This window comes from Glutamicibacter sp. JC586 (assembly GCF_009805585.1).
Lineage (GTDB): Bacteria > Actinomycetota > Actinomycetes > Actinomycetales > Micrococcaceae > Glutamicibacter.
Genome location: NZ_VHIN01000002.1, coordinates 12,606 through 35,467 on the forward strand (window position 1 = coordinate 12,606; position 22,862 = coordinate 35,467).

Annotated in this window: 22 protein-coding genes; all 22 read right to left on the minus strand. The window is 58.8% G+C overall.

The genetic code is table 11. From position 1 onward, the window contains the following. Positions 1-106: 106 nt before the first annotated feature. The 22 genes from pyrF to FJV47_RS00365 all read right to left on the minus strand — a co-directional run bounded on the left by pyrF (position 107) and on the right by FJV47_RS00365 (position 22,805). On the minus strand, positions 107-949 hold the full coding sequence (gene pyrF, locus FJV47_RS00260) for an orotidine-5'-phosphate decarboxylase (RefSeq protein WP_159609145.1): 843 nt from the start codon (positions 947-949) through the stop codon (positions 107-109). Next, positions 942-4,220, minus strand: a complete 3,279-nt coding sequence (carB, locus tag FJV47_RS00265) for a carbamoyl-phosphate synthase large subunit (RefSeq protein ID WP_159609146.1) — start codon at positions 4,218-4,220, stop codon at positions 942-944. The genes pyrF and carB overlap by 8 nt, the downstream gene beginning before the upstream one ends. Further along, complete coding sequence (gene carA, locus FJV47_RS00270) at positions 4,220-5,389, minus strand: glutamine-hydrolyzing carbamoyl-phosphate synthase small subunit (RefSeq protein WP_159609147.1); 1,170 nt, start codon at positions 5,387-5,389, stop codon at positions 4,220-4,222. Before carA ends, carB begins: the two co-directional genes overlap by 1 nt. Continuing rightward, the gene (locus tag FJV47_RS00275) at positions 5,390-5,896 is read right to left on the minus strand and encodes a hypothetical protein (RefSeq protein WP_159609148.1); all 507 of its coding nucleotides are present in this window, start codon (positions 5,894-5,896) and stop codon (positions 5,390-5,392) included. Next, a complete protein-coding gene (locus tag FJV47_RS00280; RefSeq protein ID WP_159609149.1) occupies positions 5,889-7,193 on the minus strand; it encodes a dihydroorotase in 1,305 nt (434 codons plus the stop codon). Before FJV47_RS00280 ends, FJV47_RS00275 begins: the two co-directional genes overlap by 8 nt. 11 nt (positions 7,194-7,204) lie before the next feature. Continuing rightward, positions 7,205-8,167, minus strand: a complete 963-nt coding sequence (locus tag FJV47_RS00285) for an aspartate carbamoyltransferase catalytic subunit (RefSeq protein WP_159609150.1) — start codon at positions 8,165-8,167, stop codon at positions 7,205-7,207. Beyond that, complete coding sequence (gene pyrR / locus FJV47_RS00290) at positions 8,164-8,733, minus strand: bifunctional pyr operon transcriptional regulator/uracil phosphoribosyltransferase PyrR (protein WP_159609151.1); 570 nt, start codon at positions 8,731-8,733, stop codon at positions 8,164-8,166. Before pyrR ends, FJV47_RS00285 begins: the two co-directional genes overlap by 4 nt. A 265-nt stretch (positions 8,734-8,998) precedes the next feature. Beyond that, on the minus strand, positions 8,999-9,559 hold the full coding sequence (locus tag FJV47_RS00295) for a DUF664 domain-containing protein (RefSeq protein ID WP_159609152.1): 561 nt from the start codon (positions 9,557-9,559) through the stop codon (positions 8,999-9,001). A gap of 209 nt (positions 9,560-9,768) precedes the next feature. Continuing rightward, positions 9,769-10,179, minus strand: coding sequence for a transcription antitermination factor NusB (nusB, locus tag FJV47_RS00300; RefSeq protein ID WP_159609153.1), 411 nt, complete (start codon positions 10,177-10,179; stop codon positions 9,769-9,771). Further along, complete coding sequence (efp, locus tag FJV47_RS00305) at positions 10,179-10,739, minus strand: elongation factor P (RefSeq protein ID WP_159609154.1); 561 nt, start codon at positions 10,737-10,739, stop codon at positions 10,179-10,181. The genes nusB and efp overlap by 1 nt, the downstream gene beginning before the upstream one ends. 117 nt (positions 10,740-10,856) lie before the next feature. Then, positions 10,857-11,387: a tetratricopeptide repeat protein gene (locus tag FJV47_RS00310; RefSeq protein WP_159609155.1), complete on the minus strand. Its 531-nt coding sequence runs from the start codon at positions 11,385-11,387 to the stop codon at positions 10,857-10,859. Between the two features lie 2 nt (positions 11,388-11,389). Next, positions 11,390-12,481: a 3-dehydroquinate synthase gene (gene aroB, locus FJV47_RS00315; RefSeq protein ID WP_159609156.1), complete on the minus strand. Its 1,092-nt coding sequence runs from the start codon at positions 12,479-12,481 to the stop codon at positions 11,390-11,392. Between the two features lie 78 nt (positions 12,482-12,559). After that, positions 12,560-13,048 carry a shikimate kinase gene (locus FJV47_RS00320; RefSeq protein ID WP_159609157.1) on the minus strand — a complete coding sequence of 163 codons (489 nt, stop codon included), beginning with the start codon at positions 13,046-13,048 and terminating at the stop codon, positions 12,560-12,562. 13 nt (positions 13,049-13,061) lie between these two features. Continuing rightward, a complete protein-coding gene (gene aroC / locus FJV47_RS00325) occupies positions 13,062-14,261 on the minus strand; it encodes a chorismate synthase (protein WP_159609158.1) in 1,200 nt (399 codons plus the stop codon). 29 nt (positions 14,262-14,290) lie between these two features. Next, positions 14,291-15,130 (minus strand): shikimate dehydrogenase, encoded by an 840-nt coding sequence (locus FJV47_RS00330; RefSeq protein WP_159609159.1) that lies wholly within the window; start codon positions 15,128-15,130, stop codon positions 14,291-14,293. Between the two features lie 30 nt (positions 15,131-15,160). After that, positions 15,161-16,576 carry an endolytic transglycosylase MltG gene (mltG, locus tag FJV47_RS00335; RefSeq protein ID WP_159609160.1) on the minus strand — a complete coding sequence of 472 codons (1,416 nt, stop codon included), beginning with the start codon at positions 16,574-16,576 and terminating at the stop codon, positions 15,161-15,163. Positions 16,577-16,625: 49 nt separating this feature from the next. Next, the gene (gene ruvX / locus FJV47_RS00340) at positions 16,626-17,099 is read right to left on the minus strand and encodes a Holliday junction resolvase RuvX (RefSeq protein WP_235026289.1); all 474 of its coding nucleotides are present in this window, start codon (positions 17,097-17,099) and stop codon (positions 16,626-16,628) included. After that, the gene (alaS, locus tag FJV47_RS00345; RefSeq protein WP_159609162.1) at positions 17,092-19,782 is read right to left on the minus strand and encodes an alanine--tRNA ligase; all 2,691 of its coding nucleotides are present in this window, start codon (positions 19,780-19,782) and stop codon (positions 17,092-17,094) included. Before alaS ends, ruvX begins: the two co-directional genes overlap by 8 nt. A gap of 19 nt (positions 19,783-19,801) precedes the next feature. Continuing rightward, positions 19,802-20,011 carry a hypothetical protein gene (locus FJV47_RS00350; RefSeq protein ID WP_159609163.1) on the minus strand — a complete coding sequence of 70 codons (210 nt, stop codon included), beginning with the start codon at positions 20,009-20,011 and terminating at the stop codon, positions 19,802-19,804. Positions 20,012-20,089: 78 nt separating this feature from the next. Beyond that, complete coding sequence (locus tag FJV47_RS00355) at positions 20,090-20,461, minus strand: DUF948 domain-containing protein (RefSeq protein ID WP_159609164.1); 372 nt, start codon at positions 20,459-20,461, stop codon at positions 20,090-20,092. Positions 20,462-20,585: 124 nt separating this feature from the next. After that, positions 20,586-21,212 carry a 30S ribosomal protein S4 gene (gene rpsD / locus FJV47_RS00360; RefSeq protein ID WP_159610013.1) on the minus strand — a complete coding sequence of 209 codons (627 nt, stop codon included), beginning with the start codon at positions 21,210-21,212 and terminating at the stop codon, positions 20,586-20,588. Positions 21,213-21,398: 186 nt separating this feature from the next. Beyond that, entirely contained in the window at positions 21,399-22,805 is a 1,407-nt protein-coding gene (locus FJV47_RS00365) for a replication-associated recombination protein A (protein WP_159609165.1), read from the minus strand. Positions 22,806-22,862 lie beyond the last annotated feature (57 nt).

Consider the following 22,862-nt stretch of genomic DNA (forward strand, 5'->3'; position numbering starts at 1 on the left):
TTGAGAAACATAGCTTTCTAGCGCTGCTTTTGCAAGACTAAACGCGTCGTGGCTACTAGAAACTCTAATAGCCACGACGCGTTAATGTCACGAACCTGAATTTTGGCTAGCCTGCGGCCAGTAATTCATCGCGTACGCTCAGCGCTTTCTTACGCAGCGCGCCTACACTCGGGCCGGCCTTGAGCACATCGCGGCTGCTGGTCCCCAATACCTGTGAATAGCTCGAGGCGAACGACTTAGCGATATCTTGGGCCGTTGCGCCCTGAGCTCCGAGCCCGGGAGTTAGTAGCGGTGCCTTGCTTGCAGTAAGGTCGATTCCCAGTTTTTCAGGCGCGTTACCAATGGTCGCCCCAACGACCAAACCAACGTGACCTAAATCTACTGCAGCAGCATTTTCCGCGGTGACTTGGTCGATAATTGATTTAGCAACCGAGTTTTCACCACCCACGTGCTGAACCGAAGGGCCCTCAGGATTGGAGGTCAGCCCCAGGACGAACACTCCCCGACCGGTAGCGGCAGCCAGATCGAGCGCCGGACGTAGTGACTCATAGCCCAAGTAAGGGCTCAGGGTCACCGCGTCGGCGGCCAGTGGCGATGCATCATCAAGCCACGCGGTCGCGTAGGCGGCCATGGTTGAACCGATGTCTCCACGCTTAGCGTCAGCCAAAGTCAGCAGCCCGGCAGATTTGGCAGCCGCCAAAGTCTCCTCCAGCACCGCAAATCCGGCTGAACCAAAACGCTCATACAGGGCAACCTGAGGTTTAAGAATGGCGGCTGCACCGACCATGGCCTCAACGACGGTGAGTGAGAAAGATCGCACACTCTCGGCCGTGTCAGACAAGCCCCAGGCCTCCAGTAACGCTGGGTGTGGGTCAATGCCCACACACAGCGGGCCAGCGGCATTCATGGCAGTGCGCAGACGCTGCCCAAATGGGATTGGGCTAGGCATTGCGCGCTGCCTTCAGGCGAGCCTCATGCTCCTGCAGGCTGGTGACGTCCCATGCGTATTCGCGCAGGGCGTCGATGGCCTGGACCGAAGCGCCAAATTCGGCAACGGTGGTGATCACTGGAGTGCCCACCGAGGTAGCTGCCGCACGGATCTCGTAGCCATCGCCACGAGCATCCGAACCCGAAGGGGTGTTGAGGATCAGGCCGATTTCGCCAGCGTTGATCGCCTCAACGATCGAGTCCCCACCTTCGTGCAGTTTGCCTACCACCTTGGTCGGGATGCCGTTGCGACGCAGCACCTCGGCGGTACCACCGGTGGAGATGATCTCGAACCCGTTATCCGAAAGGTGCTTGACCGGAAGTACGATCGAGCGCTTGTCGCGGTTGGTAACCGAAACAAAGACCTTGCCGGAGGTTGGTAGCGGGTTATTCGCAGCAGCCTGCGACTTGGCAAAGGCGGTGTCGAAGTACTTGTCGATGCCCATAACTTCGCCGGTGGAGCGCATTTCTGGGCCGAGTAGCGAGTCGACAACCTTGCCCTCTGGGGTGCGGAATCGCGCGAAAGGCATGACCGCTTCCTTGACTGCGATCGGCGCCGAGTCAGGTAGGTGCGCACCGTCGCCTACCGCTGGCAGGTAGGTGCCACGCAGTTCAGCCAGGGTTTTGCCCACGCCGATCAACGCAGCGATCTTGGACAGCTGCACGCCGGTCGCCTTCGAGGTGAACGGTACCGTGCGTGAGGCACGTGGGTTAGCTTCAATCACGTAGAGAATGTCCGATGCCAAGGCAAACTGGATGTTGATCAGACCGCGCACACCAACACCTTCGGCGATGGCCAAGGTAGCGGCCTTGACCCGATCGCGCACATCTGGGCCCAGGGTGATCGGAGGCAGGGTGCAGGCCGAGTCACCGGAGTGAATGCCGGCTTCTTCAATGTGCTCCATGATGCCGCCGACGTACAGGTCGGTGCCGTCGAACAAAGCATCGACGTCGATCTCGATGGCATCTTCGAGGAAGCGGTCGACCAGGACCGGGTGGTCCACGGTGATTTCGGTGGCGTTGGTGATGTAGCGCTCGAGGTTAGCCTCGTCGTAGACGATCTCCATGCCACGCCCGCCAAGGACGTAGGAAGGTCGAACCAACACCGGGTAGCCGATGGAGTCGGCGATGACCTTTGCATCAGCGAAGGACACGGCGGTGCCGTTCTTTGGTGCGATCAGCCCGGCGTTATCCAGCACGCGCTGGAAGGCGCCACGGTGTTCGGCCAAGTCGATGGCTTCTGGTGAGGTGCCAAGGATCGGCACCCCGGCAGCCTTTAGTTCGGCGGCAAGCTTCAGCGGGGTCTGGCCGCCAAGCTGAACGAACACACCCAGTACGCCCCCGGTCTGCTCCTCCGCGTGGATAACTTCCAGCACGTCTTCAAGGGTCAGTGGCTCGAAGTAGAGGCGATCGGAAATGTCGTAGTCGGTGGACACGGTTTCCGGGTTGCAGTTGACCATGACGGTCTCGTAGCCCTCGGCACGCAGTGCCATCACTGCGTGCACACAGGAGTAATCAAACTCGATGCCCTGCCCGATACGGTTTGGACCGGACCCGAGGATGATGACCGACTTCTTCTCGTGCGCGACAACTTCGGTCTCCTCATCGTAGGAGGAGTACATGTACGGGGTGAAGGCCTCAAATTCGGCTGCGCAGGTATCAACGGTCTTGTATACCGGGCGCACACCCAAGGCGTGGCGAATTCCGCGAATCACTGCCTCGGACTTGCCGGTCAGCTGCGCCAGCTGTGCGTCGGAGAATCCGTGACGCTTGGCTTCGCGCAGCACCTCTTCTGGCAGATCCTTATTGGCTGCCACTAGCTGTGCGGTCTCATTGATCAGGGCCAGCTGATCCAGGTACCAAGGATCGATGGCGGTCACTTCGTAGAGCCGCTCGATGCTCACACCGGAGAAGAGCAGGCGCTGAACCAGCGACAGGCGCTCGGTGGAGCCCTTGACGATGGAGGCCAAAACCTCTTCGTGTTGCTCGGCCGGGATCGGCTCAAAGGACAGCTCCGAGCCCTTCTGCTCTAGCGAGCGCAGGGCCTTTTGCAGGGCCTCGGTGAAGTTACGGCCCAATGCCATCGCTTCTCCGACCGACTTCATGGTGGTGGTCAGGGTCTTATCCGCTGCCGGGAACTTCTCAAAAGCGAAGCGTGGAACCTTCACTACGACGTAGTCCAGGGCCGGCTCGAAGGAGGCCGGGGTCTTCTGGGTGATGTCGTTCGGGATCTCATCCAGGGTGTAGCCAACAGCCAGCTTGGTGGCGATCTTCGCGATCGCGAAGCCGGTGGCCTTAGAAGCCAGCGCCGAGGAACGCGAAACACGTGGGTTCATCTCAATCACGACTACGCGCCCGGTGTCAGGCTCGATGGCGAACTGGATGTTGCAGCCACCGGTGTCCACGCCGACTTCGCGGATGACGGCGATCGAAATGTCGCGCAGCTTCTGGTATTCGCGGTCGGTCAGGGTCATGGCTGGGGCCACGGTGATCGAGTCACCGGTGTGCACGCCTACCGGATCGAAGTTTTCGATGGAGCACACGACCACAACGTTGTCGTTCTTATCGCGCATCATCTCCAACTCGTACTCCTTCCAACCTAAGATGGACTCCTCTAGGAGCACCTCGGTGGTTGGTGAGTACTGCAGGCCGGCGCCACAGATGCGGGTCAGGTCCTCGGCGTTGTAGGCCATGCCCGAGCCCAGACCACCCATGGTGAACGATGGGCGAACCACGACTGGGTAGTTCAGGTCTTCTACCGCGGCGAAGGCCTCATCTAAGGTGTGCACGATGACGGACTTAGCCGACTCGGCGCCACAACGCTCCACCACGCCCTTGAACTTCTCGCGGTCCTCGCCCAGCTCGATGGCTTCGATGTTCGCGCCGATCAGCTCCACGTTGTACTTATCCAACGCGCCGGACTTATCCAGGGCAATGGCGGTGTTCAGCGCGGTCTGACCACCAAGGGTAGGCAGGATGGCGTCCGGGCGTTCCTTAGCGATGATCTTCTCAACCACCTCTGGGGTGATTGGCTCAACGTAGGTAGCGTCGGCGAATTCCGGGTCGGTCATGATGGTGGCCGGGTTGGAGTTCACTAGGACCACGCGCAGGCCCTCTTCCTTGAGCACACGCAGTGCCTGGGTGCCTGAATAGTCAAATTCAGCGGCCTGTCCGATAACGATCGGACCCGAACCGATGACGAGTACTGATTTCAAATCGGTGCGCTTAGGCATTACTTGCTGTCCTTTTCTGCGGCGGAATCCAACGCGGTGATGAAGCGGTCAAAGAGGTAGGCGGCATCGTGGGGGCCCGATGCGGCTTCTGGGTGGTACTGCACGGAGAAGGCTGGAATGTCCAGGCAGTTCAGGCCTTCAACCACTTGATCGTTGAGCGAGTAGTGCGAAACTTCAACCTTGCCGAAGCGCTCTACTGGGGCCTGAACGGATCCTTCGATGGGGGCCTGAACAGCAAAGCCGTGGTTCTGGCTGGTGATTTCAACCCGGCCGGTGGCCTTATCCATTACCGGCTGGTTGATACCGCGGTGGCCGAAGCGCAGCTTGTAGGTGTCGAAGCCTAGTGCGCGACCGAGCATCTGGTTGCCGAAGCAAATTCCGAAGTATGGAAGGCCTTCATCAAGTACCGAGCGGACCAGTTCCACCTGCTTGGTAGCGGTGGCCGGGTCACCGGGACCGTTGGAGAAGAACACACCGTTGGCGCCGGTGGCCAAGATGTCCTCCAAGGTGGCGTCGTGTGGCAAAACGTGTACACGAAGTCCACGTTCGGCCAAACGGTGCGGGGTCATCGACTTCATGCCCAGGTCGATCGCGGCCACAGTGTGCTTGATGGCGCCGGTGTAGCCGTGATCGGCCGGCTCAACAATGTAAGCTTCATCCACCGATACCTCGGCGGAGATGTTCCGGCCTGCCATCGAAGGCTGCGCCTTGACGATCTCAACCAGTTGCGCATCGGACTTGGCAGCGTCATCGCCCGAGAAGACACCAGACTTCAGCGCACCTACTTCGCGCAGGTGTCGGGTCAGCGCACGGGTATCAACCCCGCGGATGCCTACGATGCCGTATTCCTTCAGGTCATCGTCCAAGGTGCGTTCGCTACGCCAGTTGCTTGGTCGGCGGGCGGCGTCGCGCACTACATAACCGGCAGCCCACATGCGGGTGGATTCTGGATCCTGTGAGTTCACACCGGTGTTACCTACGTGCGGGAAGGTCTGCACGATGATTTGGTGTGCGTAGGACGGGTCAGTCAGCGTTTCCTGGTAGCCGGTCATACCGGTGGTGAATACTGCTTCACCCAGGGTGGTGCCTACGGCGCCATAGCTGCGTCCGCGGAAGATGCGGCCATCTTCGAGTACCAACACGGCGGGTAGGTTGCTCAGAGAATTCACTTATTTGTCTCCTGCTCGGCTTACGTCGGTGTGCGACGCCAGCAACTGATAAATCTTTGGGGTGTCTTCGGAGTAGCGAGGGCGGAATCCGGTGTCGAAGGTGAACCCTTCGCGATTCCAGGTGATCACGATCAGCCCGTTCTTCTCGACAAATTTGCCGATCATCCCGTTGGAACGCTTCACCTGCTCGTAGTGCTCCCAGGGAATGTGCACATCTGTGCTGCCCGAACGGATCAGGTGGATCCCGTCGGTGCCCAGTTCCAAGGTGGCGTTGGTTCGTACGCCCAGATCGTGCACTGCAATACGGTCTAGCCAGTCATCAAATTTGGTGGTGGCCACGTACATTCCGGCAAAGCTGTGTTCGATCGAGTCATCAAATTCCGCAAAGGGTTCCGGGATCTGAGACTGGCGGGCCTTGAGGTTTCGCCAGCCGAAAAGAATCATCGTGATAGCGGCGATGATGATCAGCGCCGTGATGACGATCGGGCCTAGCGCTCCCTCAGGCATTGGCCGACCTTGGGGTGGCGAGCTTGCCCTCGAGCACGGTGGGGTGACCGTGGAAGAAGGTGGCGCGCACTTGACCGGGCAGTTCCATGCCGGCGAACGGTGAATTCCGTCCCTTGGTGGCCATGGCGGATGGATCAACTTTCCACCGCGCGGCGGGGTCAACTAGGGTGAGGTTGGCGGGCTGGCCCACGGCGATCTCACGGCCCTGATCGGCAACGCGACCAATTTGTGCGGGCACCGTGGAGGTAATCCGGGCAACGTCGGCCCAAGACAGCAGCCCGGTTTCAACCAGGGTGTGCTGGACGATGGACAGCGCGGTCTCCAGACCAGTCATGCCCATGGCCGCCGCTCCCCACTCGCAGTCCTTGGACTCCGAAGGGTGCGGAGCATGGTCGGTGCCGATCACGTCGATGGTGCCATCGGCTACGCCAGCACGCAGGGCCTGCACATCGGCTTCGCGGCGCAATGGCGGGTTGACCTTGTACACCGGATCATAGGTGCGCACCAGTTCATCGGTGAGCAGCAGGTGATGCGGGGTGACCTCGGCGGTGACGTTGATTCCACGCGCCTTGGCCCAGCGGATGATTTCGACCGAGCCTGACGTGGAGACGTGGCAGACGTGCAGGCGGGCGCCCACATGTTCGGCCAACAGCACGTCGCGGGCGATGATCGATTCTTCGGCCACCGCTGGCCATCCCGGCATGCCCAGGATCGAGGAAACTTCGCCCTCGTTCATCTGTGCGCCCTCGGTCAGTCGTGGCTCCTGAGCGTGCTGGGCGATGACCCCGTCGAACGCTTTGACGTATTCCAAGGCACGACGCATCAGCAGCGGATCCCAGACGCAGATGCCGTCATCGGAGAACATCTTTACCGCGGCGCGGGAGTCGGCCATGGCGCCGATTTCGCTTAGCTGCTTGCCGGCCAGACCTACGGTCACCGCGCCCACCGGGCGAACATCTACCCAGCCAGCTTGACGGCCCAGCTCGTACACCTGCTCAACCACGCCGGCGGTGTCGGCCACCGGGGTGGAGTTAGCCATCGCATGAACGGCAGTGTAACCACCCAAAGCTGCTGCTTGGGAACCGGTTTCCACGGTTTCCGCATCTTCGCGGCCAGGTTCACGCAGGTGGGTGTGGGTGTCGACCAAGCCTGGCAGCAGCACAAGATTTTTCGCGTCGATGACCTGCACGTCGTCGGTGGCCTCAATGGTGCCGATCTGAGCGATCTTGCCGTCGACGATGAGTACGTCCTGGACCTCATCGCCGAGGATCGCGGCCTGTTGGATCAAGTAATTCATAGGGTCTTCTTTCAGATCAGGTCGCCGGAGAGGAGCATGTAGAGGCTAGCCATGCGTACGGCCACACCGTTGGTGACTTGGTCGAGCACCGTGGAGCGTGGCGAATCGGCGGCCGCCGAGGAAATTTCCAGGCCACGGTTCATCGGGCCTGGGTGCATGATCAAGGTTTGTGCGCCCGAGGCGTCGAGGGTAGCCAAGCGCGCATCGTCCAGGCCCCAATAGCGGGAATATTCGCGCGGGTTCGGGAAGTAGGCGGCGTTCATCCGCTCCCCCTGCACTCGTAGCATCATCAGTGCATCGATCCCGGACGCGATGACTGCGTCGAGATCGTAGCTGATGGTGCATGGCCAGGAATGTGCGCCGACCGGAAGCAGGGTGGGTGGGGCCACCATGGTGACTTCGGCGCCGAGGGTTTTGAGCAGCCAGAGGTTGGAGCGGGCCACGCGGGAATGCAAAATGTCCCCGACGATCGCGACCTTCAGTCCATCAAGGCCCTGACCCAGTGGGTTGGTGCCGTTGCGCAAAGCCACCTGGCGGCGCAGGGTGAATGCGTCCAGCAGCGCCTGGGTGGGGTGTTCGTGGGTGCCATCGCCGGCATTGACGATCGGCAGGCCGATCCAATCGGTGGCAGCAAGTCTGGCCGGTGCACCCGAGTCTGGGTGGCGGATAACTACTGCGTCGGCACCGATGGCCAGCAGGGTTTGAGCAGTGTCTTTTAGCGATTCGCCCTTGGAGACGCTCGAACCCTTGGCGGAGAAGTTGATGACGTCAGCGCTCAGTCGCTTGGCCGCCGCTTCAAAGGAGATACGGGTTCGGGTGGAGTCTTCGAAGAAGAGGTTTACCACGGTGCGTCCGCGCAAGGCTGGAAGCTTTTTGATGGCACGAGTTCCGGATTCGCGCATTTCTTCGGCGATATCCAAGATGGCGATGGCTTCTTCGCGGGTCAAATCCGCGGTGGATAGCAGGTGCTTCATGCTGCGCCCTCGATAATCACTTCGTTCTTGCCATCAAGTTCTTCAAGGTGCACGCGCACCTTTTCGCTCTTGGCGGTGGGCAGGTTTTTTCCTACATGGTCAGCGCGGATGGGTAGTTCGCGGTGGCCACGATCGACCAACACGGCCAGGCGCACGATACGCGGGCGTCCCCAGTCGGCCAAGGCGTCCAGCGCGGCACGGATGGTGCGGCCTGAATAGAGCACGTCGTCGACTAAAACTACGACCTTGCCATCGATGCCGCCAGCGGGCAGACGCGTGGGCGAAGGAGTGCGAGTGGTGGAGTGGCGCAGATCATCACGGTACATAGTGATGTCGAGCTGACCTATTAGAGTTGCTGGGTCCACATCCCCGGGTGCTGAAGCTGCAATACGCTGCGCCAAGCGTTGCGCCAATGGAAAACCACGGCTGGGAATGCCCAGGAGCACAAGGTCATTTGTGCCCTTGTTGGCTTCGATAATCTCGAAAGCCACACGAGTGAGTACACGATCAATATCGTCGCCGGTGAGAACCGTGCGCGACACATCTGGCACTGAACTTTCATTCATGCTGTGCACCTTCTCCCTTCCCCGCCTCACAGGACGGCATTTAAAGGAATATTGCTATTTCAAATTATCACGAGCCGGCAGTGATTCCCTAGCGGAAAGCTATGCATGACACTGAATGAGGCGTGAAATCGATCACCATAAGCGCTAGCTCGCATCGGCACACCGGCGCAATGGTGCAGATCGCTAGCCTCGGCGCGGTGCATCGGTTAGGTTTGTTGGCTTCGGCACACCAAATTATTCGTGTCTACTTCGTGCTTTTGGTGGGTTATTGACCCACGCGCCCGTCGATTCTTTCGCGCAACAGGTCCGCATGGCCACAATGCCGTGCATATTCCTCAATGCGATGCACCTGCAGTTCACGGATGACCACGTGCTCGCGGCCAATAGCTAGTCCCAGATCGTCGTACTGCTCAAGCGCTAAGTCCGTAGCTTGTTGTTCGTCATGCAGAACCTGCAAGGCGCGGACTACCTCATCAGGGTTCGGCGCTACAAGATCAAAATCTGTCCCGGATGGCCCGTAGATTCGTTCGGCCGGCTGACTCACGGTAATCCAATTGCGCCAGTCGCGTTCTACTTCACCCAGATGGCGAAGCAGTCCCAGTAAGGACATCGTCGAAGGTGGCACCGAGCGTAAAGCAAGCTGGTTGGCGTTCAGACCCTGACATTTCAGCTCCAGTGTCCATCGGTAATCACGCAGATATCTAGCGTAGGTCGCCTGCTCCCCCACGGGATCGGGCTCATCGGTATCCCTTGGGTCCTCACCCGGATCCAGCCACATATCCGGAAGCTGCACTGATTTGGTCCAACGTTCAGGTAGCTCGTTCATCCACCCATTCTTGCTGTGCCGTACCTGCAGTACAAGGCTTGACTTATTTTGGCAGGGGCCTCCTGTGTACCAACATAAGCAAAGCGCACACTGACTGGCGCTTTGCGCGCTACTTATCGGAAGGCGCAAAAAAGCCTGGGTCGAATCTCCATTACTGGTAATTCGACCCAGGCTTCATGACTGAGTAACACGGTGACTATCCCGAGGGATTAGTCGACCAAGGTGTCCTTGACGCTTTGGATGCGGCCCAAAACGCCGTTGACGAATTCAGGTGATTCGTCGGTAGAGAGTTCTCGAACGTTGACCACGGCCTCGGCCACGGCTACAGCGTCGGGCACATCATCGTTATAGAGCAGCTCCCACACCCCGATGCGCAGCGCGCTTCGGTCAACGGCGGGCATGCGCTCAATGGTCCAGTCCTTGACGTAGCTCTCGAGAACTTCATCAATGCGGTCCAGATGGGCCATGACGCCTTCGAGGATCGTCAGCGAGTACTCATTGAGTACGATGTCCGAGTTTTCCCGGCGTGAGATAGCCACACCCAACGGATCAACGTCACGGGCTTCGGCTTCAAACAGGAACTCTAGGGCTCGGCGACGGGCTTTGGCGCGGGCTCTCACTAGTTGACACGACCCAGGTAGTCGCCGGTGCGGGTGTCAACCTTAACCTTGGTGTTCTGCTCTACGAACAGTGGAACCTGAATTTCCTTACCGGTTTCCAAGGTAGCTGGCTTGGTGCCGGCCGAGGAGCGGTCACCTTGCAGGCCTGGCTCGGTGTAGGTGATTTCCAGAACTACCGAGGCTGGCAATTCGAGGTACAGTGGGCTGCCATCATGCATTGCGATGGTCAGTTCCTGGTTTTCGAGCATGAAACCAGCGGCCTCGCCGACGGTCTCACCTGTTACGGTGATCTGGTCGTAATCTTCAAGGTTCATGAAGACGTAGTCTTCACCATCCTGGTAGAGGTACTGGTAATCGCGGCGGTCAACAGTTGCGGTTTCGATCTTGGTGCCAGCGTTGTAGGTCTTGTCCACTACCTTGCCGGTCATCACGTTACGCATCTTGGTGCGGACGAAAGCGCCACCCTTACCTGGCTTGACGTGCTGGAAGTCGATGATGGTCCAGAGCTGACCCTCAATCTTCAGCACCACACCATTTTTGATGTCAGTTGTATCCGCCACGTTTCCTCAATCCTCTATTTACACCAGCATGCACTGGCATTATCAAAAAACCATCTACAACTTTACCCTACCGACACTCGAAACGTTAGGGCGTGGCGCGGTGGCGCTCGTTACTGCCTACTGCCCCGCGCGTTGTTCGGCAATGTTTAAGCAGATGCTCGATGCGTTAACCAGGTAGGTGTCATCGTCCAGCGCCAAGCGAAGATCCATCGCCTTGCGGAAGCGGGTGGCTGCAGCCTTGTAGTCGCCCTTGGCAAAGAAGGAGAGCCCCAGGTGGTGATGCATCAGTGGCTCATAATCGGTGCCAGCGAATTCCTCGGCAAGTTTGCGCAGGCGATTGATCGCACGATCAAAGTCGCCCTGCATTCGAGTCAGCTCGGTGTCCAAGACACGCAGGTGTGCGTTGGTTGGATCGATCAAACGGGATTCGGCAATCAGTTCCCCGGCTTCGGCCAGATGGCCTCGAGCCAATAGGATCATGACCTGATCGGTGGGTGAGCCAACCTGCATCTGGCGTTCGGCGGCCTGCTCGTCGGCCACATAAGGCTTGAGGGTTTCAGGATCAATCAAGACGCCTTCGACCGAAGTGCCCACGCCTTGGCGGTTTACCGATGCGACGTCAATGGCGTATGCGGTGTAGTCACCCATTTTCATTCCCCGATTTCTTGGTATGCCGCGAAGAGCAGCGAGTTATCCGGTACTTCGTAGATCCGAGGCTTGCCGATGGCTTCGAGAACCACAAAGCGTAGCTGGTCTCCACGAGCCTTCTTATCGCGCTTCATTCCATCCAGCAGTGAAGCCCAACGATCATTGCGGTAGGTAGTTGGCAACCCCAAGGACTTAAGGATGTTGACGTGGCGGTCGGCGATTTCATCGGAGATGTAACCCACCGAACGACCCAGTTCCGCCGCGAAGCACAGACCAATGGATACTGCCGCACCGTGGCGCATTTGGTAGCGCTCGGCCAGCTCAATTGCGTGGGCTAGGGTGTGGCCGTAGTTTAGGAACTCGCGGTCCCCCGATTCCTTCAGGTCGCGCGATACGACGTCGACCTTGACCGAGATCGTGCGTTCGATCAGTTCACGAAGCCGGGCGCTGGACGGCTCGATGGCGTCGGCCGGATCTTCTTCGATGAGTTCAAGAATGCGTTCGTCGGCGATAAAACCGGTTTTAACGATTTCTGCCATGCCGGTGACCAGTTCGTTCTTCGGCAGCGTTGCCAAAGCGTCAAGGTCGGCCAATACGGCTGCCGGAGGGTGGAAAGCGCCAACGAGGTTTTTACCTTCGGCGGTGTTGATTCCGGTTTTGCCGCCTACGGCAGCATCAACCATCCCTAGTAAAGAGGTCGGGATGTGAATAACCTTGACACCACGTAGCCACGTGGCGGCCACAAAGCCAGCAAGGTCGGTCACGGCCCCGCCGCCCACGGAGATCACGGCATCGGTGCGGGTGAAGTCATTCTTTCCCAGAACTTCCCAACAGAAGGAGGCCACCTGGATGTGCTTGCCTTCTTCGGCATCCGGGATTTCAGCGGTCAGTGCTTCGAGGCCGACGTTGGCCAATTCGTCACGGACCACGTCTCCGGTGGTGCGCAGGGCCCGAGGGTGGATAACCAAAACCTTCTTCACCGAAGATCCGAGTAGTTCGGGAAGGTGACCCAAAAGTCCGTTGCCGATCAATACCGGGTACGATTCGGCGGGAGTGTTTCCCGAGACATTAAGAGTGGTCGGTGCCAATGGCATCAGTTTGTTCCTCCTGATGGTGATGATTTTTCTAGCCTACGCGTGCCATTGAGCAGATATGACATCTCGTGGTCCTAATCACAGTTGGTCAAGTTGAGGCAGAATCTCTTCGACAATTTGTAGAACAGACTTGCCATCCACCACAACATGCACGTCAGCTAGCATTTCGTATATTGGACGGCGCTTTTCGTAGACCTGCTCCCACACGGTGAGTGCTTCGTCACCTGCCAATAGCGGTCGGTTCGACTCTTGTCGAATGCGTTCTGCTGCTGCCGCTAACCCGAGCTCGAGATACACCACGGTGCCTCGTGAGAGTAGCTGCTGGTTTTCTTCGCGAAGCACCGCGCCGCCGCCGGTAGCGACCACTCCGGTGAGCAATCTGGCCAGTGCTGCAACTTCGAGGTCGCGGAAGCGTGCCTCGCCGTGTTCGGCAAAAATTTGCGGAATGGTGCCATGATGAGCCACGACCGCAGCGTCGGAATCGGCAAAACTGGTTGATAAGGCCGTGGCCAGCGACCTGCCCACGGTGGACTTGCCACTGGCCATCGGACCAATGAGGTAAATCATTACCGAACGCTTCCTAGACGCCGGTAGATCCCAGATTATCCGGGATGTTAGCTAGGTAGGATTCGATATTTCGCTTGGTTTCAGCCACTGAATCGCCACCGAATTTCTCCAGAAGGGACTGAGCCAGCACCAGTGCAACCATCGCTTCAGCGACTACGCCGGCGGCTGGAACCGCACAGACGTCCGAGCGCTGGTGGTGCGCGGTGGTTTCTTCGCCGGTTGCGGTATCAATAGTACGCAGCGCTCGAGGCACCGTGGCGATCGGCTTCATACCCGCGCGAACACGGAGTACTTCACCGATGCTCATACCGCCTTCAATGCCGCCTGCTCGGTTGGAATTGCGCTTGATGCTTCCATCTTCGGCGTACACAATTTCGTCGTGTGCAGCGCTACCGCGTCGCGCGGCGGTGGCAAAACCGTCGCCCACTTCAACACCCTTGATGGCCTGAATACCCATCAATGCTGCAGCTAAACGGGAGTCAAGACGGCGATCCCAGTGAACGTAGGAGCCGATGCCTGGAGGCAAGTTGTACGCCAAAACCTCTACGACGCCGCCCAGGGTCTCCCCTGCTTTATGTGCGTCATCGACCTCGGCGACCATCGCCTTGCTGGTAGCTTCATCGAAGCAACGCAGTGGATCGGCGTCCAGGGCCGCAACATCACTGGCGGTAGGAAGCGGTGCCTCGGCCGGTGCACTCACGGCGCCTACGGCGGTGGTGTGCGAAACCAACTCGATGCCCAGATCCTGCAGGAAACGGGAGGCGACGGCACCCAGTGCCACACGCGCAGCGGTTTCGCGGGCGCTGGCGCGCTCAAGAATTGGTCGTGCGTCTTCAAAGCCGTACTTCTGCATGCCGGTGAAGTCGGCGTGGCCCGGACGGGGACGGGTCAGCGGCGCGTTACGTGCCATGGAGGCTAGTTCGTCAAGATCGACCGGGTCGGCGTTCATGACGCGTTCCCACTTAGGCCATTCGGTGTTGCCGATCTGAATGGCCACCGGACCACCCTGGCTCTTACCGTGGCGGACGCCGCCAAGGAAGGTCACCTGGTCTTGTTCAAACTTCATGCGCGCACCGCGGCCATAGCCTAAACGGCGGCGCGCCAACGCTTCGCGTACTACTTCACTGTCTACCGATACTCCGGCAGGTAGTCCTTCAAGAATTCCAACGAGTGCAGGGCCATGCGATTCGCCCGCGGTCAACCAACGCAACATGTCCTCTATTTTGCCACGTCCTGACGTATTTACTGGTGTCGAGTTAGCCCCAGAGAGTCAAACATCGCATTTGTGACGTCCGGCCGACGGTGCTCGTCCCAATGATCGGGGGCAAAAAGGCGTACCTGTTCCACCGCTTGATGCACCAACATATGCAACCCGGAAATAACCTGTCCGCCCCAGTGCTGTGCGATCTGCGAAGGCCACGGATCGTAGGCCACATCGAGCAGGATCCCGGTTCCGGGGCCCAAAGTTGGCACCCACGTATCAGCGGCTCGAGGTGGCAGGGTGCTAAATACCAATGGGGTGTCCCGAAGTTCCTGGGCCAGGGTGCTGTCCACGAAAGAAATTTCGTGGACGACAGAATCCAGGCCCAGCTCTGTGGCCAGGGCGACTGCGCGCGTGGCGCTGTGAGCGGAACGAACGATCAGGGTCACATGTTGTACCCCGAGTTCGGCACAGGCCTGAAGTGCGGCCAAGGAAGTATTGCCCGAACCTAAAATCATGGCCTTCCTCAGCTCACCGGGTGAGAAGTCTTGCACCGCGTGAACTAGTCCATCCACGTCGGTATTCTCACCGAACAGCGAACCGTCCTCGCGCACCACAATGGTGTTCAGCGCGCCAAGTTGTTTCACCCGGGTGGACAGCTGATCCATGAGAGGCAAAAAAGTGTCTTTCAGTGGCATCGTGACCGAGCACCCTGCCCACTTCTCAGCACGAAGTCGCTGTGCGTGCTCGGCGCAGTGCGAGGGTTCAAGATCGATTGCATCGTAGCTGATCCGTGCGCCGAGCAATTGGTACGCGGTGCGATGCAACAGCGGCGACTTCGAATGGCTCACCGGGTGGCCTAGAACGGCAGCCTGCTTCATCAATTATTGTGCTTTCTTCTGGGACTAAAATTAGCAGTAACCGGGATTATCGGAGCACCACTGACGGAATTGTGCGTGGTTCTTCTGATGTTCTGCGTAGGTGGAGGCGAACTTAGTTTCCCCGGTCTTGATGTTCACCGTCACCCAGTAGTAGAAACCATTCTCCTCTGGGTGCGCCGCTGCCTTGATGGCTGCGGTGGCAGGAGAGCCGATCGGTGTCGGCGGAAGGCCAGCATGAACATAGGTGTTGTACTTGTTGGCTTTATCCTGCTTCTCGTCCTTGCTGAACTGCAAGCTGTAGCGCCCTAGGCCATAAACCACCGCTGAATCAACCTGCAGCAGACCGTGGGTTTCCTTGTTGGAGGACTTCAGGCGGTTTTCGATCGCCCCGGCGACGGTGGCATAGTCCTTCTCGCGCGATTCGGCTTGCAGGATCGAGGCGACCTTCAGGGTTCGGTAACCCTGGTTGAGGTCGGTAATTCCAGCGTCTTTTAAGGTGGATTTGGTGTCTTTAACCAGTTTGCTAAGAACTTCTTTGGCGCTGGAGTCTAAAGCGAAGCGGTACTCCCCTGGATGCAGCCATCCTTCGAGGTTTTTAACCGAAGCAGGTAGCCCAAATTTCTCCGGTTGGTTGGCCAGTTTTTCTAGATCCGCGATTTTCAGACCAGAACTTTTCGCAATTTCTTCTAGTGCCGCACCCAGACGCATATTGGCCTTGAGCCCGATGTAGAAGACCTTGCCCGGCTTGTTATTAACGAGCTCTTTTGCCGCGTCCGCGGCTGACATCTGCGATTTGAGTAGATAGGTGCCCGGGTGGATGTACTTGTTGGACCCATCTGAGTCTTCAACTGCCTTAGTGAAAAGCTTGTCATTGGAGATGACGTCCTTCTCCTGCAGCTTCTTGGAGATGAGGTTTAGGCCCCAGCCGTCTTCGACGGTGAATTCCACGGCACCTGTGCCTGGCCCTGGATAATCGTCGGGGTTGAACTGCTTGTACAGGGCCTTAACGACAAAAATGGAGCCGGCCAGAATCAACGCAAAAATGACGATGGTGGCAACCATGATGCTATTACGCTTGCGCCGGGTCTTTTGTCGGTCCTCGCGTTTGGCCGAAGAGCGTGTGGCACCAGACAGTGCGCTGGCAGTGAACTCTTGGTTTGCTGCAAAGTTTGAGATTTGCTCGGTGCCGATTGGTGCCACGGCGGGAAGGAACCGGGTGTTGGTATTCTCCCCGCCGTTTTGCTCAGCCACTTCTGTGACCGGCGATGCTTGATCGTCCGGCTCGAGTTGATCTGTTGGTTCAGTGGCTGTTGTGGCGTAGTGCCCAAGGCCGGTCAGCTCTGGATCCGAGGGTTCTGCGATCGGCAGACCTTGGCCTGCCGCGAAGCTTTCGTATAGCGCGCGATGTGTGTCGCGTTGCCGCTCATGACGGGCTTCTTCTCGCATGAATTCTCGTTTCTCGGGGCAGATCGCACATCACCTAGGGTTACTAGGTTTACTTCAGTACGATCCGGCTGGCCTGCACGCGGACGTTGTTCCGGCGCATTTCCAGCACCTGCTGCAGGATTTCGGTGGCTGCGACCTGATCGACAACCTTTCGATGGTCCTCCATCTTACGACCCGAAGCATGTAGTGCGCGGTGCGCATTAACCGTGCTTAAGCGCTCGTCAACAAGAAAAACCGCCAGCTCGATATTAGCCTCTGACGCTTCTTCTGCCAAAGCAATCGCGTAGTCACGTGCCATTTTGGTGGAGTCCGTGCTGTTTCCAGCCAAGGATTTTGGTTCACCAATGAACACTTCGGTGACCTCTCGATCGGCGATGATGCGCAAGAGCATCCGGCGATCTGAGTTTTTCTTCACATCTCGACGAAGGGTCATCACTGGGGTTGCCAAGATGCCCGAAGGGTCAGATGCGGCGACGCCGACGCGGGCTAGGCCCACGTCGACGCCGAGTGCGACATTAGCCATTGGCCAAAGCCGCCCGGATAGCCTCAAGCGCTTCATCGATCTTTGAAGCGTCCTGGCCGCCACCCTGAGCCATGTCGTCCTTGCCACCGCCACCGCCGCCGAGTACGCCGGTTGCTGTACGGACCAAGGCGCCAGCCTTAAAGCCGTTGGCGCGGGCCTCGTCATTGGTCACTGCAAGAACCAGTGGTCGAGAGTTGGACTCGCCGATCAGTACGATCACCGCAGCTTCAGCACCCAACTTGCCGCGCAGATCCAAAGCCATGGTACGCAGGGCATCGGCCGAATCGATCGCACCGGCGTTGTGGGCTAGCAGGCGGGTCGAACCAATGGTGACAACCTTTTCCAGCAAAGCTGCCGACTGGGCCAACATTGCCTGGCTCTTAAGCTCAGCGATCTGCTTCTCAGCGGCCTTCAGCTTGGCTACGGTATCGTTCACACGCTCCGAAACCTGGTTTGAAGGCACACGGAAGAGGCCAGAAAGCTCGGAGACCAAGGCGCGCTCAGCGGCACCGTGGCGGAAGGCTTCCATGCCGACCAGGGCCTCCACACGGCGGTTACCTGAACCCACAGATGCCTCGGAGAGCAGGGTGAGCTGACCGATGCGAGCGGTGTTATCCACGTGGGTACCACCGCACAATTCGCGGGACCAGGCACCATTCATCTCAACCACGCGAACGTCGTTGGAGTACTTCTCACCGAACAGGCTCATCGCACCGAGCTTCTTGGCTTCAGCCAAAGACATCTCGTTGGTCAGAACCTGGTAGTTGGAAGTGATCGCCAGGTTGACCGCTTCTTCAACTTCGCTACGGGCGGCCGCCGAAAGTGCCTCAGCCCAGGAGAAGTCGAAGCGCAGGTAGCCGGCCTTATTGAAGGAACCAGCCTGGGTGGCCGTTGGGCCAAGTAGCTCGCGCAGCGCGGCGTGCACCAGGTGGGTAGCGGAGTGCGCCTGTTCGCCTGAGCGACGACGCACCGCATCAACCTGGGTACGAACCAGTGCCTCGGCGGGAAGTTCACCTTCGCGTACGATCACCTTGTGAACGTTCAGGCCCTTGACCGGAGCCTGCACATCGGTGACCTCCAGAACAAAACCGTCGCCAGTGATCAGGCCACTGTCGCCAGCCTGACCACCGGACTCAGCGTAGAACGGGGTTTCGTTCAACACCAGGTCGATTTCTTGACCCTGCTCTGCGTAGGGAACCACCTGTCCGTCGCGGATAATGCCACGGATTGAGGATTCTCCCTCAAGGGTGTCGTAACCGGTGAAGTGAACATTGCCTGCCTCGGCGAGCTGGCTGTACACCGACAGGTCGGCGTGGCCAGCCTTCTTAGCCTTGGCATCCTTCTGCGCGCGAGTGCGCTGTTCGTTCATCAGTTCGCGGAAGCGCGACTCGTCAACGCTCAGGCCTGCTTCGGCTGCGATCTCCAAGGTGAGGTCGATCGGGAAACCGTAAGTGTCGTGCAGGGTGAATGCATCGTCACCGGAGAGGTTCTTGCCCTCTTCCTTGGCGTGACCCAGGGCTTCGTCAAGGCGGGTAGTGCCCGAAGCGATGGTGCGGCGGAAGGCACGTTCCTCGGCGTAAGCGATGCGAGCGATTCGCTCGAAGTCGTTCTCAACCTCTGGGTACACGCCTTTCATTGCGTCGCGGGAGACCGGAAGTAATTCTGGGAGTACTTCGGTGTCCACGCCCATCAGGCGCATGGCGCGTACCGCACGACGGATGAGGCGACGCAGCACGTAGCCACGGCCTTCGTTGCCCGGGGTGACCTGATCGGAGATTAGCATCAGCGAGGAGCGGATGTGATCGGCGATCATGCGCAGGCGCACATCGGTGGCGTGGTTGGGATCGGTTGGATCTTCGGTGGAGGTGTAGGTAACGCCGGCAAGTTCTGCGGCCTTGTCGAGCACCGGACGGACCTGGTCGGTCTCGTACATGTTCTCCACGCCCTGCAGGATCATTGCTAGACGCTCTAGACCCAAGCCGGTGTCGATATTGCGCTTTGGCAGTTCGCCGGCCACGTCGAAGTCGGTCTTGGAGCGTACTGCCGAGAGGCGGTACTGCATGAACACGAGGTTCCAGATTTCGATGTAGCGGGTCTCGTCGACAGCTGGGCCGCCTTCTTGACCGTACTGGGGGCCGCGATCGTAATAGATTTCGGAGCAAGGACCGCCGGGGCCGGGCTGGCCGGTGTTCCAGTAGTTATCTTCCTTGCCGGTGCCCACTACACGCTCGGCTGGAATGCCGATCTCTTCTTCCCAGATGCGACGTGCTTCAACGTCCTTCTCGTCGCCGTCTTCATAAACGGTGACCCAGAGGCGTTCCTTATCCAGGCCGTAGCCGCCGTCTTCGATGGAGCTGGTGAGCAGTTCCCAAGCGAAGTGAATGGCGTCCTTTTTGAAGTAGTCACCGAAGGAGAAGTTACCGCACATCTGGAAGAAGGTGCCGTGACGTACGGTCTTACCTACTTCTTCGATGTCACCGGTACGGATGCACTTCTGCACCGAAGTCGCACGGTTGTACGGGGCTTCTTCGCGGGCGGTGAGGTACGGAATGAAAGGAACCATGCCGGCCACAGTGAACAAAAGTGAAGGGTCAGCTGATACCAGCGAGGCGCTGGGCACCGCGGTGTGGCCCTTCGAGACGAAAAAGTCGACCCACCGACGGGCAATTTCCTGCGTTTTCATCGTGTTACGGATGATCCCTTCACTTAGCGGCGTCCACGCCCAAGGCGGAACGTAATTCTTCTTCGCGGGAGCTCATTCCTTGATGGAAGGCTTCCAGATAATCCGCGACGCGGTCAGTATATTTGCTGACCTGGCGATTGAGCGCTGCCCCGGATTTTACTTCAGCGTATTTCTTGGTGGCGAGCATACCTACGCCCACACCAATAGAAACCCACAAGAGCTTTTTCATTCTAGTCTCCTTGGCGGCCGAGAGGTGGCCGACTGTCTGTACGCGCGCCGATACGTGTTCGATCGAACAGCATCGTAATTAGCGGCTGCGACGCGCCTTGCCACTTGGCTTAGTGTTCATCGCGGCCTTTACACCTTCGGTGAATGCGGCGACCTTGATCAGTGGCTTACCTACGGTGGCAGCTACGAGCGAGGACAGCGCGGAAACATTGGCACTGGTGTCAGAAACGTTGTTGGTGATGGTGTCGACCTTTTTGAGCTGGTCGTTGGTGGTCGCCACCGTATTGGCGACTTCGCCGAGCAACGGGGTGGTTCCATCGGCCACGTCCTTGATGGTCGTGCGTAGCTCATCAAACACCTTGCCCAACTTGATGATCGGCACTGCCAGCAGCACAACTAGTACTACAAATGCGCCGGCGGCGATAAGCCCTGCAATATCCGAACCCGACATGTGCTTCCTTTTCTGCTTGGGTTTTTGGTGCCAGTCCACCTTATCGAAGTCTGAGCTCCAAAAGGTAGTTAAGCGACAAGCCCGCAACCGAAAACGGTTGCGGGCTTGGAACTAGCGCACGGATTTAGCGTGCGTAGTACTCGACCACGAGGTTCTCTTCGCAGGTCACTGGGATCTCTGCACGCTCAGGAGCGCGCAGGTAGGTAGCCTGAAGGGCTTCCAGCTTTACGTCCAGGTAGCCAGGAACAGCTGGGAGCACCTTTGCGTGCTCGCCTGCTGCGGCCATCTGGAATGGAACCATCTTCTCGCTCTTCTCGTGTACGTGGATCAGCTGACCCGGCTGTACCTTGAAGGACGGACGGTCTACACGCTGGCCGTTGACCAGGATGTGGCGGTGCACAACCAGCTGGCGAGCCTGCTGGATGGTGCGGGCGAAGCCTGCACGCAGAACCAAGGCATCCAAGCGGGACTCGAGCAGTGCCAACAGGTTGTCACCGGTCTGGCCGCCGAGGCGCTTTGCTTCCTTGAATGCGTTCAGCATCTGAACTTCGCGGATGCCGTACTGGGCACGCAGACGCTGCTTTTCGCGCAGACGTACTGCGTAGTCGCTGTCCTGCTTCTTACGGGCGCGGCCATGCTGGCCTGGACCGTATGGACGGCGCTCCATGTACTTTTCAGCTTTAGGGGTCAATGCAAGGCCGAGCGCACGCGAAAGGCGTACGGTGCGGCGGGCACGGGCGTTAGCCATAATGTGTCCCTCTTTCGTTCAGCGACGGTATCTACTGGCCTCCAGGATGGAGAGTGTGTGGGCGTCGCGTCCCTGCTACACTGCAACCTTGTCCCAGTCGCTGATTTCTCAGATTCCGGGTAGGGCTTGCCAGCCAAAGATCAAGTCTACACGAACCTGCAGCACGAAATGCTGAGGTGTAGCGCACATTTAACGCTTTCGTTGAGCTCGAATCGGATCTTTGCCTCGGATGATTTCGCGCAGCCTTGCCAGCCGTGCACCAATGGTTTTTTCCGCACCGTTTTCGGTGGGCGTGTAGTAGTTGGTGCCGACCAAATCATCGGGCAAATACTGCTGAGTGGCAATTGAGTGCGGCGCGTCGTGGGAGTAAATATAGCCGACCCCGTGGCCAAGCTGTTTGGCTCCGGGATAGTGGGAGTCGCGCAAATGATCCGGCACCAGTGAACCCTTGCCCTCGGACACATCGGCCAAGGCAGCGTTGGTGGCGTTGTACGCAGCATTTGATTTGGGCGCGGTCGCCAAATGCACGGTGGCGTGGCCTAGCATGATGCGAGCTTCTGGCATTCCGGTCAGCTGCACCGACTGGGCCGCGGCGACCGCTAAAGGCAGAGCGGTGGGGTCGGCCATACCAATATCTTCAGAGGCCGAGATCATCAGGCGTCGGGCGATAAATCGCGGGTCCTCCCCTGCCGATAGCATGCGTGCGAGGTAGTGCAGCGCAGCGTCTACGTCCGAACCGCGGATGGACTTGATGAACGCGGAGATGATGTCGTAGTGCTGATCGCCATCTTTGTCGTAACGCTGGACGGCTTGATCCATAGCCAATTGGACGTGCTCTTGGGTGATCGCTACCGGCGGTTGCACATCCTTGCCGGCGGCATTCCACGCGACGGCTCCTGCAGCTTCAAGCACAGTCAAGGAACGACGGGCATCGCCCTGGGCCAGGCGAATGATGGCGTCGCGCTGCTCGTCATCAAGTTGGACCTGCCCGTCAAAACCGCGTTCGTCTTGAATCGCACGCTGCAACAGATCCGCGAGGTCAGCATCGGTGAGTGGGCGCAGGGTGAGCAGCAGTGAGCGCGAAAGTAGCGGAGAGATTACCGAAAAGGAAGGGTTTTCCGTGGTAGCTGCAACCAGGACTACTACACGGTTTTCCACGCCGGGCAGCAAGGCATCCTGCTGGGCCTTGTTGAAGCGGTGGATCTCGTCGAGGAACAAGACGGTGGTAACCCCGCGCAGATCGCGGTCGTCCTTAGCCTGTTCAATGACGCGGCGGACATCCTTGACACCTGCGGTAATCGCGGAAAGTTCAACGAACTTGCGATTGGTCGCCCGGGCAATCACGTGAGCGATGGTAGTCTTGCCGATCCCCGGAGGGCCGTACAAGATCACACTGGCCGGGCCGGCAAGGCCAGTTTCGGGATTCTCTGCCAGCTGGCGCAACGGAGAGCCGGGGCCCAATAGGTGCTGCTGGCCAACGAGTTCCTCGAGCGAGCGTGGGCGCATGCGCACCGCAAGAGGCGGGCGCGGCCGTTTGACTTGGGAGGCACGCTCATCTTGCGGATCTTCAGACAGGGAATCGAACAAATCGCTCACCGCTCCAGCCTACCGATATTCTGGAAGGTATGCGGAACCGAGTCTCGGTGACTGCAC

Bases quoted from the DNA above. Each gene is read 5' to 3' on its own strand.
- pyrF (WP_159609145.1), bottom strand. From the start codon at position 949: ATGCCTAGCCCAATCCCATTTGGGCAGCGTCTGCGCACTGCCATGAAT.
- carB (WP_159609146.1), bottom strand. From the start codon at position 4,220: ATGCCTAAGCGCACCGATTTGAAATCAGTACTCGTCATCGGTTCGGGT.
- FJV47_RS00275 (WP_159609148.1), bottom strand. From the start codon at position 5,896: ATGCCTGAGGGAGCGCTAGGCCCGATCGTCATCACGGCGCTGATCATC.
- FJV47_RS00280 (WP_159609149.1), bottom strand. From the start codon at position 7,193: ATGAATTACTTGATCCAACAGGCCGCGATCCTCGGCGATGAGGTCCAG.
- FJV47_RS00285 (WP_159609150.1), bottom strand. From the start codon at position 8,167: ATGAAGCACCTGCTATCCACCGCGGATTTGACCCGCGAAGAAGCCATC.
- pyrR (WP_159609151.1), bottom strand. From the start codon at position 8,733: ATGAATGAAAGTTCAGTGCCAGATGTGTCGCGCACGGTTCTCACCGGC.
- FJV47_RS00295 (WP_159609152.1), bottom strand. From the start codon at position 9,559: ATGAACGAGCTACCTGAACGTTGGACCAAATCAGTGCAGCTTCCGGAT.
- FJV47_RS00310 (WP_159609155.1), bottom strand. From the start codon at position 11,387: ATGGGTGACTACACCGCATACGCCATTGACGTCGCATCGGTAAACCGC.
- aroB (WP_159609156.1), bottom strand. From the start codon at position 12,481: ATGCCATTGGCACCGACCACTCTTAATGTCTCGGGAAACACTCCCGCC.
- FJV47_RS00320 (WP_159609157.1), bottom strand. From the start codon at position 13,048: ATGATTTACCTCATTGGTCCGATGGCCAGTGGCAAGTCCACCGTGGGC.
- aroC (WP_159609158.1), bottom strand. From the start codon at position 14,261: ATGTTGCGTTGGTTGACCGCGGGCGAATCGCATGGCCCTGCACTCGTT.
- FJV47_RS00330 (WP_159609159.1), bottom strand. From the start codon at position 15,130: ATGAAGCAGGCTGCCGTTCTAGGCCACCCGGTGAGCCATTCGAAGTCG.
- mltG (WP_159609160.1), bottom strand. From the start codon at position 16,576: ATGCGAGAAGAAGCCCGTCATGAGCGGCAACGCGACACACATCGCGCG.
- ruvX (WP_235026289.1), bottom strand. From the start codon at position 17,099: ATGGCTAATGTCGCACTCGGCGTCGACGTGGGCCTAGCCCGCGTCGGC.
- alaS (WP_159609162.1), bottom strand. From the start codon at position 19,782: ATGAAAACGCAGGAAATTGCCCGTCGGTGGGTCGACTTTTTCGTCTCG.
- FJV47_RS00350 (WP_159609163.1), bottom strand. From the start codon at position 20,011: ATGAAAAAGCTCTTGTGGGTTTCTATTGGTGTGGGCGTAGGTATGCTC.
- FJV47_RS00355 (WP_159609164.1), bottom strand. From the start codon at position 20,461: ATGTCGGGTTCGGATATTGCAGGGCTTATCGCCGCCGGCGCATTTGTA.